Genomic DNA, 19,806 nt, shown 5'->3' with positions numbered 1-19,806 from the left:
AATATGGCAATGGACTTACGTAATCCTGATGTATGGCTTGCACACCTGCTGGAAAACCTGCCGGAAGATAAGCGGTCCGCCGCGCTTGATGATGGCAATGCAGACTGGGAGTTTATCGACAGCGAAATCGTCAAGCTCGGCTCGCTGGCGCACAGCCAGCTCGATATCCCGGAACTTCAGCGCCGGGGCCTGATGCTTCTGGCCTCAGAAACCAAAGATTTTCGCCTGCTGGCCCACCTGCTGCGTACCCTGCAACATGCCGGTGATATTCTGCTGGCCACCAGGATGCTGGCACAATATACAGAACACTACTGGACATGCGCCGCACCGCAGAACATGGCCCACAAAAAACGCTTTGCCGCCCAGGTGATAAAACGCTTTGAGTCTGCCGTTCAGGACTTTGCCGGGAATGCTGCGACAATACAGCGCGATGCTTTGCTGGGAGAGCTGGCAAAACTGGCACAGTGCTGGCAGGCGCACAACGCGCCTGAGCTGGCTAAGGCGACAGACGATTTATTTGCCCTGTTTCAGCGCGCGTTTCGTGATGTAGCGCCTGAAATGCCATCATCTGCACGAACCGCCGCCATTGCGCCGCAGGCCACAGCCGGATCTGTACCGGATATGTCACCGCACACGGTTGCCGCTCAGCCTCCTGTTGCAGCCACTCCAATCCCGCAGGTCACTGTTGACAGCCACGACGATAAAGCATGGCGCGACACCCTGCTGAAGGTGGCCGCCATTCTCTGTGAGCGCCAGCCGGAGTCACCGCAGGGTTACCGACTGCGCCGCCATGCTCTGTGGCAGACCATCACCAGTCCCCCGCAGGCAGAAAGCGATGGCCGGACCCCACTGGCAGCCTTCCCTGTCGATATGATGGATGATTACCTGGCGCGGCTGAACAATGCCGACATGGCGCTGTGGCAGCAGGTGGAAAAAAGCCTGCTGCTGGCCCCGTACTGGCTGGACGGCCATTACCTCTCAGCACAGACCGCGTTGCGCCTTGGTTATATACAGGTGGCGGATGCTATCCGTGATGAAGTTACCAGTTTTCTTGCTCGCCTGCCCGCACTGCTCAACATGTTGTTTAACGACCGCACTCCGTTTGTGTCCGAACAGACGAAACAGTGGCTGGCATCATCGGGCTCAGGCAACCAAACCGCAGCAGCTGTACAGACCGATGAAGAATTACAGGCGGCCAGGGCGTGCTTCGATGAGAACGGGCTGGAAACCGCGCTGCGGTATCTGGAAAACCTGCCCGAAGGTGATCCCCGTAACCAGTTTCATCGCCAATTTTTCGGCGCGCAGTTACTGGAAGAAGCCGGTATGGTTCAGCTTGCACAACAGCAGTACCGGATGCTCTTCAGAACAGGATTACACATGATGCTGTCCGAATGGGAACCGTCCCTGCTGGAAGCTCTGGAACAAAAATTCACGGCAGAACAGTAAAAGATAACAAGGAGTTACCGTGTTCAAATTTCCCACATCCCGACTGTTCAGCTCGTTGAGATCTGCGCTCAGGCCAGCGATGCCGCGATTCAGGGTATCCGCCGCCTGGCTGCTGGCGCTGGCATGGATTTTTCTGCTGGTGTGGATCTGGTGGCAGGGTCCAAAATGGACGCTCTATGAGCAGCACTGGCTGGCTCCGCTGGCAAACCGCTGGCTGGCGACCGCCGTCTGGGGGCTTATCGCTCTGGTCTGGCTCACCTGGCGGGTAATGAAGCGTCTGCAAAAGCTGGAAAAACAGCAGAAACAGCAGCGGGAGGAAGAAAAAGATCCGTTGACCGTGGAACTCCACCACCAGCAGCAATATCTGGATCACTGGCTGCTGCGCCTGCGCCGCCATCTGGATAACCGCCGTTATCTGTGGCAGTTGCCGTGGTATATGGTCATTGGTCCTGCGGGTAGCGGCAAAAGCACGCTGCTGCGCGAGGGCTTTCCGTCTGACATTATTTACATGCCGGAAAGCATCCGGGGGGTGGAATATCATCCGCTGATCACACCGCGAGTGGGCAACCAGGCAGTAATTTTCGATGTTGACGGCGTACTGACCTCCCCCGGCGGGGATGATCTGCTCCACCGCCGCCTGCGCGAACACTGGCTGGGCTGGCTGATGGAAACGCGCGCACGCCAGCCGCTCAATGGTCTGATCCTGACGCTCGATCTTCCCGAACTGCTGACGGCGGATAAACCCCGTCGCGAAGCACTGGTACAAAATCTGCGTCAGCAACTTCAGGAAATTCGCCAGTGCCTGCACTGCCGGTTGCCCGTTTATGTGGTGCTGACCCGACTGGATCTACTGACCGGCTTTGCCGCGCTGTTCCATTCACTGGATAAAAAAGACCGCGACGCGATCCTCGGCGTCACGTTTACCCGCCGCGCTCATGAAAACGATGACTGGCGCAGCGAGCTGAGCACCTTCTGGCAGACCTGGGGACAACAGATGAACCTGGCCCTGTCAGACCTGATGCTCGTGCAGACCGGCACTGCATTGCGCAGTGCCGTGTTCAGCTTCTCCCGTCAGATGCAGGGAACGGGAGAAATCGTCACCGCACTGCTCGCCGCATTGCTGGACGGTGAGAACATGGATGTGATGCTGCGCGGCGTCTGGCTCACATCATCGCTACAGCGTGGCCAGGTGGATGATATTTTCACGCAGTCTGCCGCCCGCCAGTACGGGCTGGGCAACAGTTCGCTGGCAACCTGGCCTCTGGTGGAGACAACGCCCTATTTCACCCGCCGCCTCTTCCCTGAAGTCCTGCTATCCGAGCCGAACCTGGCGGGTGAAAACAGCGTCTGGCTGAGCAGCTCCCGGCGCAGGCTGACCGCCTTTTCCGCCTGTGGCGCAGCGCTGGTGGCGTTGCTGGTCGGAAGCTGGCACCATTATTACAACCAGAACTGGCAGTCCGGCGTTAACGTACTGGCACAGGCTAAAGCCTTTATGGACGTACCACCACCGCAGGGAACGGATGAATTCGGCAATCTGCAACTACCGTTGCTTAACCCGGTACGCGATGCCACCCTGGCCTATGGCGATTACCGCGATCACGGTTTTCTGGCGGATATGGGATTGTACCAGGGCGTCCGCGTAGGGCCGTATGTGGAGCAAACCTACATTCAGCTTCTTGAGCAGCGTTATCTCCCCTCATTAATGAACGGCCTGATCCGGGATCTGAACAATGCCCCGCCAGAGAGCGAAGAAAAGCTCGCCGTGCTGCGCATACTGCGCATGATGGAAGACAAAAGTGGGCGCAACAACGAGGCGGTAAAACAGTACATGGCGCGGCGCTGGAGCAATGAATTTCACGGCCAGCGTGATATTCAGGCGCAACTGATGGCGCATCTGGAGTATGCGCTTGAGCACACGGACTGGCACGCGCAGCGCCAATCCGGTGATAGCGATGCTGTCAGCCGCTGGATACCCTATGATAAACCGGTCATTAATGCACAACATGAACTGAGCAAGCTGCCCATATACCAGCGTGTCTACCAGACACTACGCACCAAAGCATTAAGCGTGTTGCCCGCCGATATGAATTTGCGCGACCAGGTTGGCCCCACCTTCGACAAAGTTTTCGTCGCTGGTAATGATGAAAAACTGGTGATCCCGCAGTTTCTCACCCGCTATGGCCTGCAAAGCTATTTTGTCAAACAGCGTGAGGGCCTCGTTGAACTGACCGCGCTGGATTCGTGGGTACTGAACCTGACGCAAAGCGTCGCCTACAGCGAGGCCGACCGTGAAGAGATCCAGCGTCATATTACCGAACAGTACATCAGTGATTACACCGCCACCTGGCGTGCCGGAATGGATAACCTCAACGTACGTGATTATGAGGCTATGCCGGAGCTGACCGACGCGCTGGAGCAGATTATCAGCGGCGACCAGCCGTTCCAGCGTGCACTGACAGCGCTGCGAGATAATACCCACGCGTTAACGCTCCCCGGTAAACTGGACGATAAGGCGAGAGAAGCGGCGATAAATGAGCTGGATTACCGCCTGCTATCCCGGCTGGGACATGAGTTCGCACCAGAAAACAGCGCACTGGAGGAGCAAAAGGACAAAGCGAGTACGCTCCAAGCCGTGTACCAGCAACTGACCGAGTTGCATCGTTACCTTCTGGCGATCCAGAACTCACCAGTGCCGGGGAAATCGGCACTAAAAGCAGTACAGCTACGGCTGGATCTAAACAGCAGCGATCCAATCTTCGCCACCCGTCAGATGGCAAAAACCCTGCCTGCGCCTCTTAACCGCTGGGTGGGCAAGCTGGCGGATCAGGCCTGGCATGTAGTGATGGTGGAAGCCGTTCATTACATGGAAGTGGACTGGCGCAACAATGTAGTGAATCCCTTCAACGAACAGCTTGCCGACAACTATCCATTTAATCCACGCGCCACACAGGATGCCTCACTGGATGCGTTTGAACGTTTCTTTAAACCGGATGGCATTCTGGACAATTTCTATAAGGATAACCTGCGACTGTTCCTTGAAAACGATCTGACCTTTGGCGACGACGGCAGAGTGCTGATCCGTGAAGATATCCGACAACAACTGGATACCGCGCAAAAAATCCGCGACATCTTCTTCAGCCAGCAGAACGGGCTGGGCACACAATTTGCCGTGGAAACGGTGTCGCTTTCCGGCAATAAACGGCGCAGCGTACTTAACCTGGACGGCCAGTTAGTGGACTACAGCCAGGGACGCAACTATACCGCCCATCTGGTCTGGCCAAACAACATGCGTGAAGGCAATGAAAGCAAGCTGACGCTGGTTGGCACCAGCGGTGGAGCACCGCGCAGTATCGCTTTCAGTGGACCGTGGGCGCAGTTCCGCCTGTTCGGCGCGGGCCAGTTGACCAACGTGACCAGTGACACCTTTAACGTGCGCTTTAACGTGGACGGCGGCGCGATGGTTTATCGGGTGCATGTGGATACCGAAGATAACCCGTTCACCGGTGGTCTGTTCAGCCAATTCCGTTTACCGGATACGTTGTATTAAGGGGGTTAGTGATGAGCAACAATGTACTGACACAAACTATCGTTACCGGCAGCGATCCGCGTACCCTGCCGGAGTTCAGCGCCATCCGCGAAGAAATTAACAAAGCTAACCACCCGTCACAGCCGGAGCTGAACTGGAAACTAGTGGAATCGCTGGCGCTGTCAATTTTTAAGGCCAACGGGGTGGATTTGCATACCGCCACCTACTATACGCTGGCACGTACACGTAATCAGGGACTGGCAGGGTTCTGTGAAGGCGCGGAACTGCTAGCTGCGATGATCACCCACGAATGGGATAAATTCTGGCCGCAAAGTGGCCCGGCGAGGACTGAGATGCTGGACTGGTTCAACACCCGCACCGGGAATATCCTGCGCCAGCAGGTTTCCTTTTCCGAAAATGATCTTTCGTTGCTCTACCGCACGGAACGGGCTTTGCAGCTTATCTGCGACAAACTCCAGCAGGTGGAACTGAAGCGCCAACCGCGCGTGGAAAATCTGCTTTATTTTGTGCAGAACACACGCAAGCGGTTTGAGCCGCAGCCCAGAAACCGTACTGCTACGGCGGCACAGACCATGGTCAGAACGCTGGTCTATGCGCCTGAAGGCACGGCTTCCGCCACAGCGGAAACCATGCCCCCCCTACCCGACCTGCCGGAAATGCGGGTGGAGGTGCGCGGAGTGGCAGATAACGCCGACAAAGCAAAACAGGGCGACACGGTAAAAGGTTTTGTTGCCGGTGCCGCCTGTACTGCCGTTATCGCTGCTGCACTCTGGTGGTGGCAGACGTACCCGATGCAGCGGCAGCTTACAAAGGTCAGGGATACCACACAGGGAGCAGCCACCGTCTGGCTGGCATCACCGGTACTGAAAGAATATGAACAGAACCTGCAACAGCTTCTGAATACCCCACCGCTACAGCCGCTGGAAACCGGAATGCAGATGATGCGCACCGCAGACACCCTCTGGCCGGAAAGCCTGCAACAGCAGGAAGCCAGCCGGATGTGGAGCACCACGCTGAGAAACCGGGCGCAAGCCAGTCCGCAGATGAAGGGCTGGCAACAGGCGCGGCAGAATTTGCGGGATTTTGCGGATCTGATGATGAAAAAGGAGACGGAGAAACAGGGTTTCACCCTCTCGTATATCAAAACGGTGACCTGGCAGGCCGAACGGTTACTGAATCAGGAAACTCCACTGGAGTACATGCTGACGCAGTACCAGGAGACCCGCACGCAGAATCAGGACACACAAGCGCTAGCAAAAGAGATCAACCAACGGCTGGATGGGCTGTTAAGCCGCTGGCTGTTGCTGAAAAATACCGGACAGGATATGGCAACGGACAACAGCACCGTGCCAGTCCCTCCGACCCATTGAGTTTAAGGAGAATAACAATGGCAAATCCCGTCTATCTGACACTGAACGGAGAACTTCAGGGGCTGATTTCATCCGGATGCTCGTCAATGCCGTCCATCGGTAACAAAGCCCAGATTGCACATCAGGATCAGATCATGGTGACGTCACTGTCCCATGGTCTGAGCCGGGCGCAGAATGTCAACCACCAGGAGCTGACCATCACGAAACCGGTGGACAAATCTTCCCCCCTGCTGGGCAAGGCCATTTCGGAGAATGAATGTCTGACCTGTGATTTTGTATTCTATCGCACCAACCGCTTTGGTGTTAATGAACCGTACTACAAGGTGAAACTGACTAACGCCCGGATCTCAAACATCGGCCTTACCGTTCCCCATACCATTAACGACAGCCCAGGACAGCCGGAAGAGTCTGTGTCATTTACCTATGAGAGTATCAACTGGGAGCACAGCGTCGCCGGAACCAGTGCGTACAGCCTTTGGAGTGAACGGATTTTCTAAGTTACCTGGGAGTTTTTCATCTGCATTATTGTTATATTTTAAAAAGGCAATTTAACATCATAAAATAAAATGATAAAGTACGGTTAATCACGAATAAAAATTCTTAATTAACCGTACCTGCTGTTTTATAGATGTGTATGATGTATTTTTGACAGTTCAACCGAAAACTCGAACTACAGCTTATATGTTGAGAGAACAATAAATAACTTTAGTAAAGTTTTTTACTACTCCTAAAAAAATATATATGTAAAATTAATTAGCAGACTTGAACCAGAGTATAAATAGAAAAGAAAATGCTCTTTCTTGCTAAGTACCATTAAAACGTCTGGTATAAAACCTTACTACTGATAGCGATTCACCAGATCTTTAACCACTGCTGCGTACGTTTTCTGCTTAAGTTGTGAAATCTGCTGTTCTGCCACATCAAGGCTGTCAGAATTTTTATTCCCTATCTGCGGAAAAATCACTTTCGATTCATAATTCACAGGCGACCAGGTAGCCCACTCACCTGTAGCCACATCCACCAGCGTGAATCGAACCAAATAACGCAGTGACATCGTGTCAGTCAATTTTTGATTTTTATAATCTGACCAAACTATTGATTTCAATCCAGAGTCATATTTTCCTGTCTGCAACGTATCCTGGAAAACAATAATCGCTTTCTGATGGCCTTTTGCCGCAACAAAACGTAATGCCTGCATCCAGTTCATATTTTCGGCATCTACAACATCCAGACTTTCATCTTTGTTTTTGTCTTTATTACAAGTTACAGGTTTTTGCCTGTCAGGAATGCCAGAAAATGTGGCAACTGTATAATATTTTCTCATCTCCTCCTGCATAATGGTTTCCGGTGCGCGACTGCCAGACTGAACAAGTATAACGGGAGAATTAAGAGGCACACGAAACTCATCTCCTTCAAGCGCAGCTTGAATATCCTCCTCGGATACAGCCAGTGTGGTTTCATTACCATATAAATCTTTGTCTGTTAGTTGCTGGGGAACGTTTTTATTAATAGAACTTTGTGCGGTTTGAGTTTTTTTCTTTTTTTCATCAATAGGAGATTCAGAGGCACATCCTGCAAGCAGCGAGAATAATACACATATACAACAACCCCTTCTTAAATTCATAATCGGACACTCCCTCGCCTGTCATAATCATGGTAATGTTTAGCTAACGATTTTTAATTATATACTCCACTTGAATCAGAACAAACAAAAATAACAGCAAATATAAATTCATTAAATCAATAGAAAAATGAAAATCATAACATGCAAATATATTTAAATTGAATGATTCGATAGTATGATTAAATATTAATGATATGGTCTACCATATGTGATTAACACATTTACAGCATAACAAAATCATAGACCGAAGAAATAGCGGGATTTAAATGCAAAAAAACCGCAAAATTAAAAATCTTGCGGTTCTCTGAACTCATTTTCATGAGTGAATTTGGCGGAACGGACGGGACTCGAACCCGCGACCCCCTGCGTGACAGGCAGGTATTCTAACCGACTGAACTACCGCTCCGCGTTGTGTTCCGTTGGGAACGAGGCGAATATTACGGATTGCCTCCCCCTTCGTCAATGGTTTTTCTCATCTTTTGAATCGTTTGCTGCAAAAATCGCCCAAGTCACTATTTTTATCGCCTTTCACAGATAATTAAGCCCGCCAGAGGCAGCTTCCACCCTTCTTCTGCACCAGATCAAGACGGGCTTCATGTGCTGCAAGCTCTTCATCTGTCGCAAAAACAACGCGTAACTTACTTGCCTGACGCACAATGCGCTGAATTGTTGCTTCACCTTGTTGCTGTTGTGTCTCTCCCTCCATCGCAAAAGCCATCGACGTTTGACCACCGGTCATCGCCAGATAAACTTCCGCAAGGATCTGGGCATCGAGTAATGCCCCGTGCAGCGTTCGTTTACTGTTATCTATTTCGTAGCGGGCACATAACGCATCGAGGCTGTTGCGCTTACCGGGAAACATTTTCCTCGCCACCGCAAGGCTATCGGTGACCTTACAGAAGGTATTGGTCTTCGGAATATCGCGCTTAAGCAACGAAAACTCGTAGTCCATAAAGCCGATATCGAACGCTGCGTTATGGATCACGAGCTCCGCGCCGCGGATATAGTTCATGAACTCATCGGCTACCTCGGCAAACGTGGGCTTATCGAGCAAAAATTCATCGGCAATACCATGTACGCCAAAGGCTTCCGGATCCACCAGCCGATCGGGTTTGAGATAAACATGGAAGTTATTGCCCGTCAGGCGACGGTTCACCACTTCAACGGCACCAATCTCAATGATCTTGTGGCCTTCATAGTGCGCACCAATCTGGTTCATACCGGTGGTTTCGGTATCGAGAACGATCTGGCGTGTAATTGCAGTGCTCATAGCGGTCATTTATGTCAGACTTGTCGTTTTACAGTTCGATTCAATTACAGGAAGTCTACCAGAGATGCTTAAACAGGTAGAAATTTTCACCGATGGTTCGTGTCTGGGTAATCCTGGACCCGGGGGTTACGGCGCTATTTTACGCTATCGCGGACGCGAGAAAACCTTTAGCGCTGGCTACACCCTCACCACCAACAACCGTATGGAGTTGATGGCCGCTATTGTCGCGCTGGAGGCGTTAAAAGAACATTGCGAAGTCATTTTGAGTACCGACAGCCAGTATGTCCGCCAGGGGATCACTCAGTGGATCCATAACTGGAAAAAACGTGGCTGGAAAACAGCAGACAAAAAACCAGTAAAAAATGTCGATCTCTGGCAACGTCTTGATGCTGCATTGGGGCAGCATCAAATCAAATGGGAATGGGTTAAAGGCCATGCCGGACACCCGGAAAACGAACGTTGCGATGAACTGGCTCGTGCCGCAGCGATGAATCCCACACTGGAAGATACGGGCTATCAAGTCGAAGTTTAAGCCTGTGGTTTACGACATTGCCGGGTGGCTCCAACCGCCTGGCGAATTCGTGGCTTGTTTTTACTCTGTTTCATCGGATTTAGCGTTAAAGGAATAGTCCGTTTCCGGGCGACAATAAGTTGTAAGCAACCAAGCGCAGGAATATGCGCATTCAATAGTTTTCCACCGTGTTTGTTCCACGGGAGAACGTGGAAACGGCTGGCGTGCAGCACTTCAAAATTCAACAAAGAGAGCCAGTCCAGTTGCCGCATCAGAGTAAACATCCGGCTGTTATAGGGCGATGTTTTTCGCAATACCGGCACAAGTTTGCGTAATCCCATTAAACTGATGGGATTGAAGCCGCTAATGACCAACCAGCCATCATCAATCAATACCCGATCGGCTTCACGTAATAATCGATGCGGATCGGTGCACCACGGCAATGTATGTGCCAGTAGACAAACATCAACGGATTTATCGGCAAAAGGAAGATGAAGTGGGTCCGCCTGCACCTGGACGGGCATTCCTTGCGCAGAAACATTCACTTGATGAGAAACCGCGCACGCTTCGCAATTGATTTCTGCGCTTAAATTGCCAATCTTAAGCAGATGAAAACCATACATTTTAGTGAACCACGGGTTGAGCTGGCGCTCCAGCGCTTTGCGATAAAGCTCTCCCCAGGGCAAATCGCCCCAGCAATCAGGAGCCACGACAGTTTGAGGGACTCTTGCCGGTTTCATCACAACCTTCCGTTTCACACTGAGAGGTAATCTATGAATCTTAACAGTATTCCCGCCTTTGATGACAATTACATCTGGGTTTTGAATGATGAAGCAGGTCGCTGCCTGATTGTCGATCCCGGAGACGCAGAGCCAGTATTAAACGCCATTACCGCCAATAACTGGCAACCGGAGGCCATATTTCTCACTCACCATCACCACGATCACGTTGGCGGCGTAAAAGAACTGGTGGAAAAGTTTCCGCAAATTGTGGTGTATGGTCCACAAGAGACACAAGATAAGGGAACAACACAGGTAGTCAAAGATGGCGAAACTGCCTTCGTTTTGGGGCATGAATTTAGTGTAATTGCCACACCGGGTCACACTTTAGGACATATCTGTTACTTCAGTAAACCTTATCTATTTTGCGGCGACACGCTGTTTTCTGGTGGGTGTGGTCGGTTGTTTGAAGGGACACCATCACAAATGTATCAATCACTTAAAAAGTTAAGTGCGTTACCTGACGATACATTGGTATGTTGTGCTCATGAATATACGTTATCAAATATGAAGTTTGCTTTGAGTATTCTTCCGCACGATTTGTCCATAAATGATTATTATCGTAAAGTTAAGGAGTTACGGGCAAAAAATCAAATAACACTACCCGTAATTCTGAAAAATGAGCGGCAAATTAATGTTTTTTTAAGAACGGAAGATATTGATTTAATTAATGTAATTAATGAAGAAACATTATTGCAACAACCTGAAGAGCGTTTTGCATGGTTAAGGTCAAAGAAAGATAGGTTCTGATAAAACTTTCTTGTCATCGGCTCCGTTCGCCGTTATGATCGGTCGTCTTTTAAGCAACTATTGACACACACATGAAGGCAAAAGCGATATTACTCGCCTCTGTCCTGCTCGTGGGTTGCCAGAGTACCGGCAACGTTCAACAGCACGCACAGAGCCTTTCTGCAGCTGGTCAAGGGGAAGCAGCAAAGTTTACAAGTCAGGCACGATGGATGGACGATGGGACGTCTATCGCGCCAGATGGTGACTTGTGGGCTTTCATTGGCGACGAGCTAAAGATGGGAATTCCGGAAAATGACCGGATTCGCGAACAGAAACAGAAATATTTACGCAATAAGAGCTATCTCCACGATGTAACTTTACGGGCAGAGCCGTATATGTACTGGATAGCCGGGCAAGTTAAAAAACGTAACATGCCTATGGAACTGGTACTACTACCCATAGTGGAGAGCGCTTTTGATCCTCACGCGACGTCTGGCGCCAATGCCGCAGGCATCTGGCAGATCATTCCGAGCACGGGGCGCAATTATGGTTTGAAACAGACCCGCAATTATGACGCGCGTCGCGATGTTGTTGCTTCAACGACTGCCGCGCTGAACATGATGCAGCGTCTGAACAAGATGTTTGACGGCGACTGGCTTCTGACCGTAGCGGCTTATAACAGCGGCGAAGGTCGGGTCATGAAGGCAATTAAAACGAACAAAGCGCGTGGGAAATCCACGGACTTCTGGTCATTACCATTGCCGCAGGAAACGAAGCAATACGTGCCTAAAATGCTGGCATTGAGTGATATTCTCAAAAACAGCAAGCGTTATGGTGTACGTCTGCCAACGACTGATGAAAGCCGTGCTCTGGCGCGTGTGCACCTGAGCAGCCCGGTTGAAATGGCGAAGGTTGCAGATATGGCGGGGATTTCCGTCAGCAAGCTGAAGACATTCAACGCTGGCGTGAAAGGCTCCACGCTGGGCGCAAGTGGCCCGCAGTACGTGATGGTGCCAAAGAAGCATGCAGATCAACTGCGTGAATCTCTGGCTTCTGGCGAAATTGCTGCCGTACAGTCGACACTGGTTGCCGACAATACGCCGCTTAACAGCCGTGTTTACACCGTACGCTCTGGCGACACGCTTTCAAGCATCGCTTCACGTCTCGGCGTTAGCACCAAAGATTTGCAGCAGTGGAACAAACTGCGCGGATCTAAGCTGAAGCCAGGCCAAAGCTTGACGATTGGCGCAGGTAGTAGCGCACAGCGGTTGGCAAACAACAGCGATAGCATTACTTATCGTGTGCGCAAAGGCGATTCGCTTTCAAGCATTGCTAAACGCCACGGCGTGAACATCAAAGATGTGATGCGCTGGAACAGCGATACTGCGAATCTGCAACCAGGCGATAAGCTGACGTTGTTTGTGAAAAACAACAACATGCCAGATTCCTGACAAACCAGATAATAAAAGGCACCGATTCCCCCGGTGCCTTTTTTATTTATGCTGCTTTATGTGCTTCTACCATGATGATATCACTGGTGAAAGAGCCATCATTCTGCAAGGCAAAATACGTTTTCACCTCTGTCGATGCGCTCTGTTGGTAAATGCGAATAGCGTCTACTAACGCTTCTTGCGTACGCATTCTCGCGACCCATGAAGAAAATTCCAGCGGTAACTTATCTGTAATTAAATTATCAACTATCAGATTGGCTTCATTGATTAACGCCAACCACTCACCGCAGGCGTAATTACGCACATGTGATGTATCGCGTAACGCTTCTACCGTCTGTAACCAGATATCACGTACCGGATGTCCTGGCGACATGATGTCCATCACAATCAGCATACCGCCGGGCTTCAATACCCGATTCACTTCGCGCAGTGCTGCGCCGACATCATGCCAGTGATGGGCAGAATAACGGCTGATAACAATATCAAAGGCGTTATCGGCAAATGGCAGACTTTCGGCATATCCCTGGCGGGTGGTGATATTTTTCAGTTGCCGGGCTTCGGCAGCTTGTGCCACGACATCCAGCATTTGGGCAGATAAGTCATACGCCACCACCGCGCTCACGTTCTGCGCAGCGACAAAGCTGGCATGCCCTGCTCCGCAGCCCATATCAAGTACACTTGCATCAGGATAATCAGCCAGACGCTCCGCCAGGCGCTGTAAATCTCGTCCGGATGTATGTACGGTACTGGTCAGATATTCGCTGGCTTGAGAGCTAAACTGCTTTTCTACGTGGTCATGGTGGGATTGTGTTGTCATTGCGCTGTCCTTTTGTTATTTGAGTATAAAAGGGCAGCGCCAAACGTTGGTCTGCCCTGTGGCAGACCTGACATACCTTATTTATCAGGCTTGCCGGGACTGAATTCAACGAGTAGCGGATTGTGATCGGAAGCGCGCGTAACCAGTACAGAAGCTTCGCTGACGTTCAGACCACGGTAGAAAACAAAATCGAGCGGGCGACCAAACGCCCGACGGCGCTGATCATCGGTAAAACGCACCTGGCGCAGCGACATTTCCCGCGCAAAGCGATATAACGCGTTCATCCTTCTACGGCTCCAGGCATTGAAATCTCCTGCCATAATGACCGGGCCGCTGTGGTGAGCTATCTGATCACCAATAGGAAGTAACTGCTTACTATAGACATCCACGCCCAGACTGAAGTTGACGGCGTGTATATTAACCACCATCAACAGGCGGGTGTCAGGTAATGGATAGACCGTCACCAGTGCCGACTTCGCCAGACGCAAAATGGGTTCTCGTTCACGTAACGGGCAGCAATACACTGGATGCGCCGCCGAAAGGGTCATTACACCGGAAGGATGTTGTGGCAGCACGAAAGCGGGTACCTGATCGGCGGCAAGATAGTTAGCGGTCGCAAACTGTACTAACTCTGGCGTTGTCTGCGCTTCCTGCAATAACACCAGATGTGCATCTTTGCCGTAGTTCTTTAATACCGACAACCATTCAGCGCGTTGCTGTTTGTATATGTTCCACACCAGGATCCGAATACGCTCTTCGGTACTTAACGGTTCTCCAGGTGGTAATGCCTGGCCGATGCTCGCAAAAGACCCCGGCGGTAAGATCCTTTCCGCAGGTTGTCCGGCAACATAGCGCATGGCATAGGTGGTTTTTCGCACTTTTGACTTTGAAACCTCTATTACGTCAACCCTTCCGCACTCGGGAAGGTTCTACTGTTATAGGGATTTTAGCTCACTCTTTCAACGAGCAATTGTATATTGTTATGTAAGCAAGTGCTTACACCGGTCAGAAATTTGCTCATTATTGAGAATATTAAATCGGATGACATATCACGCATCCTGATGGTTTAATGACAAATAAATTCAAAATATCTCATCTATTTTGCAACAGGAGCAAAAATGAAAGCCACGTCGGAAGAACTCGCCATTTTTGTTTCGGTCGTCGAAAGCGGCAGCTTTAGCCGGGCAGCGGAACAATTAGGGCAAGCAAACTCAGCGGTAAGCCGGGCGGTGAAAAAGCTGGAGATGAAACTTGGCGTTAACCTGCTTAATCGGACCACGCGGCAACTTAGCCTGACAGAAGAAGGCGAGCGTTATTTTCGCCGCGTACAGTCAATTTTGCAGGAGATGGCAGCGGCAGAATCAGAAATTATGGAGACGCGTAATACACCGCGTGGACTGTTACGGATCGATGCCGCAACTCCAGTGGTGCTGCACTTTCTGATGCCGTTAATTAAGCCTTTCCGTGAACGCTATCCGGAAGTTACTTTATCGCTAGTCTCCTCCGAAACGATTATTAATTTGATCGAAAGAAAAGTGGATGTCGCGATACGCGCTGGTACGTTAACGGATTCCAGCTTACGTGCCAGGCCATTGTTTAACAGTTATCGAAAAATTATCGCCTCCCCTGATTATATTGCCCGCTACGGCAAGCCAGAAACTATTGACGATTTAAAGCAACATGTTTGCCTGGGATTCACTGAACCCGCGTCTCTCAATACCTGGCCAATAGCCTGTAGTGATGGGCAATTACATGAAGTGCAGTACAGTTTGTCATCTAATAGTGGCGAAACGCTGAAACAGCTTTGCCTGAGTGGCAACGGGATTGCGTGTTTGTCCGACTATATGATCGACAGAGAAATCGCTCGCGGAGAATTGGTGGAGTTAATGGCAGACAAAGTGTTGCCAGTGGAAATGCCATTCAGTGCAGTCTATTACAGCGACCGTGCGGTAAGTACGCGCATCCGGGCTTTTATCGATTTCCTTAGCGAGCATGTAAAAACAGCTCCCAGAGGAGCTGTCAGAGAGGCTTAATCCCATTCAGGAGCCAGACCTTCCGGGCTAACCAGGCGGTCGTTGCAATCCAGTGCGGCGATCGCTTTTTTATCTTCGGCATCAAGCTGTAAATTTTGTGCCTTAAGATTACTCTCCAGGTTTTCACGTTTAGTAGAAGAAGGAATTACTGAGTAACCTTCCCCCATAGCCCACGCCAGAATCACTTGTGCCGGAGTCGCATTGTGTTTAGCTGCAATACGAGCAATAACCTCATCTTTCAGGGCATTCCCATATGCCAGCGTCATATAGGAAGTAATATGGATGCCGTGCTGTTTAGCCCAATCGACTACTTTACGGTTTTGCAGATAAGGAGAGAGTTCAATCTGGTTGGTAGCGATATTTTCAGCGCCAACAGCAGCAATCGCTTTTTCCATCAATGGGATCGTGAAGTTGGAAATACCGATCTCACACGTCAGACCTTGTTTTTTGGCTTCCAGCAGCGCCTGCATAAACTCTTCAACAGAGACTTCATCGTTTGGTGACGGCCAGTGGATTAGCGCCAGATCAACATAATCGGTACGCAATTTTTGCAGACTCTCTTTCAGACTCGGGATCAGTTTGTCTTTGCTGAGATTTTCAATCCAGATTTTAGTGGTGATATAGAGTTCATTACGAGGCACGCCACTTTCTGCAATCGCCTGACCTACTGCGGCTTCGTTATCATAGATTTGTGCGGTATCAATTGCGCGATAACCAAGTTCAAGCGCCGTTTTCACAGATGAAATAACAACGTCGTCTTTCAGACGAAAAGTACCTAAACCAAATGCAGGGATAGCCATAATATGCCTCTTTTAATGCTATGTTCGTTAACTGAGATGATTATGGACTTTAGACTGTTGCGGAAAAAGGGCATAAAATGCAGAGGATTTTTGCGATTTTGGCAATAATAGAAATACAGACGAAAAAAAACCTCGAGCGTTAACTCGAGGCTTCTTAATAAGTGGCGGAACGGACGGGACTCGAACCCGCGACCCCCTGCGTGACAGGCAGGTATTCTAACCGACTGAACTACCGCTCCACCGAATTCTTTTACAACCACCGGTTTTATGACCGGCTTACTGCTTAATTTGATGCCTGGCAGTTCCCTACTCTCGCATGGGGAGACCCCACACTACCATCGGCGCTACGGCGTTTCACTTCTGAGTTCGGCATGGGGTCAGGTGGGACCACCGCGCTAAGGCCGCCAGGCAAATTCTGTTTCATCAGACCGCTTCTGCGTTCTGATTTAATCTGTATCAGGCTGAAAATCTTCTCTCAATCCGCCAAAACACCTTCGGCGTTGTAAGGTTAAGCCTCACGGTTCATTAGTACCGGTTAGCTCAACGCATCGCTGCGCTTACACACCCGGCCTATCAACGTCGTCGTCTTCAACGTTCCTTCAGGACCCTTAAAGGGTCAGGGAGAACTCATCTCGGGGCAAGTTTCGTGCTTAGATGCTTTCAGCACTTATCTCTTCCGCATTTAGCTACCGGGCAGTGCCATTGGCATGACAACCCGAACACCAGTGATGCGTCCACTCCGGTCCTCTCGTACTAGGAGCAGCCCCCCTCAGTTCTCCAGCGCCCACGGCAGATAGGGACCGAACTGTCTCACGACGTTCTAAACCCAGCTCGCGTACCACTTTAAATGGCGAACAGCCATACCCTTGGGACCTACTTCAGCCCCAGGATGTGATGAGCCGACATCGAGGTGCCAAACACCGCCGTCGATATGAACTCTTGGGCGGTATCAGCCTGTTATCCCCGGAGTACCTTTTATCCGTTGAGCGATGGCCCTTCCATTCAGAACCACCGGATCACTATGACCTGCTTTCGCACCTGCTCGCGCCGTCACGCTCGCAGTCAAGCTGGCTTATGCCATTGCACTAACCTCCTGATGTCCGACCAGGATTAGCCAACCTTCGTGCTCCTCCGTTACTCTTTAGGAGGAGACCGCCCCAGTCAAACTACCCACCAGACACTGTCCGCAACCCCGATAAGGGGCCTACGTTAGAACATCAAACATTAAAGGGTGGTATTTCAAGGTCGGCTCCATGCAGACTGGCGTCCACACTTCAAAGCCTCCCACCTATCCTACACATCAAGGCTCAATGTTCAGTGTCAAGCTATAGTAAAGGTTCACGGGGTCTTTCCGTCTTGCCGCGGGTACACTGCATCTTCACAGCGAGTTCAATTTCACTGAGTCTCGGGTGGAGACAGCCTGGCCATCATTACGCCATTCGTGCAGGTCGGAACTTACCCGACAAGGAATTTCGCTACCTTAGGACCGTTATAGTTACGGCCGCCGTTTACCGGGGCTTCGATCAAGAGCTTCGCGTTACCGCTAACCCCATCAATTAACCTTCCGGCACCGGGCAGGCGTCACACCGTATACGTCCACTTTCGTGTTTGCACAGTGCTGTGTTTTTAATAAACAGTTGCAGCCAGCTGGTATCTTCGACTGATTTCAGCTCCACGAGCAAGTCGCTTCACCTACATATCAGCGTGCCTTCTCCCGAAGTTACGGCACCATTTTGCCTAGTTCCTTCACCCGAGTTCTCTCAAGCGCCTTGGTATTCTCTACCTGACCACCTGTGTCGGTTTGGGGTACGATTTGATGTTACCTGATGCTTAGAGGCTTTTCCTGGAAGCAGGGCATTTGTTGCTTCAGCACCGTAGTGCCTCGTCATCACGCCTCAGCCTTGATTTTCCGGATTTGCCTGGAAAACCAGCCTACACGCTTAAACCGGGACAACCGTCGCCCGGCCAACATAGCCTTCTCCGTCCCCCCTTCGCAGTAACACCAAGTACAGGAATATTAACCTGTTTCCCATCGACTACGCCTTTCGGCCTCGCCTTAGGGGTCGACTCACCCTGCCCCGATTAACGTTGGACAGGAACCCTTGGTCTTCCGGCGAGCGGGCTTTTCACCCGCTTTATCGTTACTTATGTCAGCATTCGCACTTCTGATACCTCCAGCATACCTCACAGTACACCTTCGCAGGCTTACAGAACGCTCCCCTACCCAACAACGCATAAGCGTCGCTGCCGCAGCTTCGGTGCATGGTTTAGCCCCGTTACATCTTCCGCGCAGGCCGACTCGACCAGTGAGCTATTACGCTTTCTTTAAATGATGGCTGCTTCTAAGCCAACATCCTGGCTGTCTGGGCCTTCCCACATCGTTTCCCACTTAACCATGACTTTGGGACCTTAGCTGGCGGTCTGGGTTGTTTCCCTCTTCACGACGGACGTTAGCACCCGCCGTGTGTCTCCCGTGATAACATTCTCCGGTATTCGCAGTTTGCATCGGGTTGGTAAGTCGGGATGACCCCCTTGCCGAAACAGTGCTCTACCCCCGGAGATGAATTCACGAGGCGCTACCTAAATAGCTTTCGGGGAGAACCAGCTATCTCCCGGTTTGATTGGCCTTTCACCCCCAGCCACAAGTCATCCGCTAATTTTTCAACATTAGTCGGTTCGGTCCTCCAGTTAGTGTTACCCAACCTTCAACCTGCCCATGGCTAGATCACCGGGTTTCGGGTCTATACCCTGCAACTTAACGCCCAGTTAAGACTCGGTTTCCCTTCGGCTCCCCTATTCGGTTAACCTTGCTACAGAATATAAGTCGCTGACCCATTATACAAAAGGTACGCAGTCACCCCATAAAGAGGCTCCCACTGCTTGTACGTACACGGTTTCAGGTTCTTTTTCACTCCCCTCGCCGGGGTTCTTTTCGCCTTTCCCTCACGGTACTGGTTCACTATCGGTCAGTCAGGAGTATTTAGCCTTGGAGGATGGTCCCCCCATATTCAGACAGGATACCACGTGTCCCGCCCTACTCATCGAGCTCACAGCATGTGCATTTTTGTGTACGGGGCTGTCACCCTGTATCGCGCGCCTTTCCAGACGCTTCCACTAACACACACACTGATTCAGGCTCTGGGCTCCTCCCCGTTCGCTCGCCGCTACTGGGGGAATCTCGGTTGATTTCTTTTCCTCGGGGTACTTAGATGTTTCAGTTCCCCCGGTTCGCCTCATTAACCTATGGATTCAGTTAATGATAGTGTGACGAATCACACTGGGTTTCCCCATTCGGAAATCGCCGGTTATAACGGTTCATATCACCTTACCGACGCTTATCGCAGATTAGCACGTCCTTCATCGCCTCTGACTGCCAGGGCATCCACCGTGTACGCTTAGTCGCTTAACCTCACAACCCGAAGATGTTTC

At 50.9% G+C, this 19,806-nt stretch carries 14 protein-coding genes, 2 tRNA genes and 2 rRNA genes; 8 read left to right on the top strand and 10 right to left on the bottom strand.

All coding sequences use genetic code 11. The features are described from left to right. The first annotated feature begins 3 nt into the window (after nucleotides 1-3). The 4 genes from tssA to QUE74_RS01135 are packed head-to-tail and all read left to right on the top strand — an operon-like array spanning nucleotide 4 to nucleotide 6,860. Nucleotides 4-1,446, top strand: coding sequence for a type VI secretion system protein TssA (tssA, locus tag QUE74_RS01150; RefSeq protein ID WP_001355440.1), 1,443 nt, complete (start codon nucleotides 4-6; stop codon nucleotides 1,444-1,446). A 19-nt stretch (nucleotides 1,447-1,465) separates the two neighbouring features. After that, nucleotides 1,466-4,993 carry a type VI secretion system membrane subunit TssM gene (gene tssM, locus QUE74_RS01145; RefSeq protein WP_001355441.1) on the top strand — a complete coding sequence of 1,176 codons (3,528 nt, stop codon included), beginning with the start codon at nucleotides 1,466-1,468 and terminating at the stop codon, nucleotides 4,991-4,993. Between the two features lie 11 nt (nucleotides 4,994-5,004). Further along, complete coding sequence (locus QUE74_RS01140) at nucleotides 5,005-6,363, top strand: VasL domain-containing protein (RefSeq protein WP_001355442.1); 1,359 nt, start codon at nucleotides 5,005-5,007, stop codon at nucleotides 6,361-6,363. 17 nt (nucleotides 6,364-6,380) lie between these two features. Next, the gene (locus QUE74_RS01135) at nucleotides 6,381-6,860 is read left to right on the top strand and encodes an Hcp family type VI secretion system effector (protein WP_000013183.1); all 480 of its coding nucleotides are present in this window, start codon (nucleotides 6,381-6,383) and stop codon (nucleotides 6,858-6,860) included. Between the two features lie 341 nt (nucleotides 6,861-7,201). On the opposite strand, the gene QUE74_RS01130 is transcribed toward QUE74_RS01135, so the two are convergent. The 3 genes from QUE74_RS01130 to dnaQ form a co-directional block, all read right to left on the bottom strand. Continuing rightward, nucleotides 7,202-7,987, bottom strand: a complete 786-nt coding sequence (locus tag QUE74_RS01130) for a lipoprotein YafT (protein WP_001053596.1) — start codon at nucleotides 7,985-7,987, stop codon at nucleotides 7,202-7,204. A gap of 329 nt (nucleotides 7,988-8,316) precedes the next feature. After that, nucleotides 8,317-8,393 (bottom strand) — tRNA-Asp (locus QUE74_RS01125). Between the two features lie 132 nt (nucleotides 8,394-8,525). Next, the gene (gene dnaQ / locus QUE74_RS01120; protein WP_001360395.1) at nucleotides 8,526-9,257 is read right to left on the bottom strand and encodes a DNA polymerase III subunit epsilon; all 732 of its coding nucleotides are present in this window, start codon (nucleotides 9,255-9,257) and stop codon (nucleotides 8,526-8,528) included. 64 nt (nucleotides 9,258-9,321) lie between these two features. Between dnaQ and rnhA the strand changes: the two genes are divergently transcribed. After that, entirely contained in the window at nucleotides 9,322-9,789 is a 468-nt protein-coding gene (rnhA, locus tag QUE74_RS01115) for a ribonuclease HI (protein ID WP_000917877.1), read from the top strand. Here rnhA and QUE74_RS01110 read toward each other — a convergent pair. Next, nucleotides 9,786-10,508: a class I SAM-dependent methyltransferase gene (locus QUE74_RS01110; protein WP_001295200.1), complete on the bottom strand. Its 723-nt coding sequence runs from the start codon at nucleotides 10,506-10,508 to the stop codon at nucleotides 9,786-9,788. The two genes, rnhA and QUE74_RS01110, sit on opposite strands and share 4 nt — an antisense overlap. A 33-nt stretch (nucleotides 10,509-10,541) precedes the next feature. On the opposite strand from QUE74_RS01110, the gene gloB reads away from it, so the two are divergent. Continuing rightward, nucleotides 10,542-11,297 carry a hydroxyacylglutathione hydrolase gene (gene gloB, locus QUE74_RS01105; RefSeq protein ID WP_001052752.1) on the top strand — a complete coding sequence of 252 codons (756 nt, stop codon included), beginning with the start codon at nucleotides 10,542-10,544 and terminating at the stop codon, nucleotides 11,295-11,297. A gap of 71 nt (nucleotides 11,298-11,368) precedes the next feature. Further along, complete coding sequence (gene mltD, locus QUE74_RS01100) at nucleotides 11,369-12,727, top strand: murein transglycosylase D (RefSeq protein WP_000644685.1); 1,359 nt, start codon at nucleotides 11,369-11,371, stop codon at nucleotides 12,725-12,727. 46 nt (nucleotides 12,728-12,773) lie between these two features. On the opposite strand, the gene QUE74_RS01095 is transcribed toward mltD, so the two are convergent. Then, the gene (locus QUE74_RS01095) at nucleotides 12,774-13,544 is read right to left on the bottom strand and encodes a class I SAM-dependent methyltransferase (RefSeq protein WP_000211732.1); all 771 of its coding nucleotides are present in this window, start codon (nucleotides 13,542-13,544) and stop codon (nucleotides 12,774-12,776) included. 77 nt (nucleotides 13,545-13,621) lie between these two features. Further along, complete coding sequence (locus QUE74_RS01090) at nucleotides 13,622-14,422, bottom strand: endonuclease/exonuclease/phosphatase family protein (RefSeq protein WP_001232862.1); 801 nt, start codon at nucleotides 14,420-14,422, stop codon at nucleotides 13,622-13,624. Nucleotides 14,423-14,662: 240 nt separating this feature from the next. Between QUE74_RS01090 and yafC the strand changes: the two genes are divergently transcribed. After that, a complete protein-coding gene (gene yafC / locus QUE74_RS01085; protein WP_000648546.1) occupies nucleotides 14,663-15,577 on the top strand; it encodes a DNA-binding transcriptional regulator YafC in 915 nt (304 codons plus the stop codon). Here yafC and dkgB read toward each other — a convergent pair. The 4 genes from dkgB to QUE74_RS01065 form a co-directional block, all read right to left on the bottom strand. After that, on the bottom strand, nucleotides 15,574-16,377 hold the full coding sequence (gene dkgB, locus QUE74_RS01080; RefSeq protein WP_000997054.1) for a 2,5-didehydrogluconate reductase DkgB: 804 nt from the start codon (nucleotides 16,375-16,377) through the stop codon (nucleotides 15,574-15,576). The genes yafC and dkgB overlap by 4 nt on opposite strands. 162 nt (nucleotides 16,378-16,539) lie before the next feature. Further along, nucleotides 16,540-16,616, bottom strand: a tRNA-Asp gene (locus QUE74_RS01075). Between the two features lie 54 nt (nucleotides 16,617-16,670). Further along, a 5S ribosomal RNA gene (gene rrf, locus QUE74_RS01070) occupies nucleotides 16,671-16,786 on the bottom strand. Between the two features lie 95 nt (nucleotides 16,787-16,881). After that, nucleotides 16,882-19,786, bottom strand: a 23S ribosomal RNA gene (locus tag QUE74_RS01065). Nucleotides 19,787-19,806 lie beyond the last annotated feature (20 nt).

Origin of the sequence: Escherichia sp. 10290, assembly GCF_030295155.1 — a bacterium.
GTDB lineage: Bacteria > Pseudomonadota > Gammaproteobacteria > Enterobacterales > Enterobacteriaceae > Escherichia > Escherichia coli_F.
The sequence above is the reverse complement of the archived record's forward strand: the minus strand, read 5'-3'. Positions and strand labels throughout refer to the sequence as shown.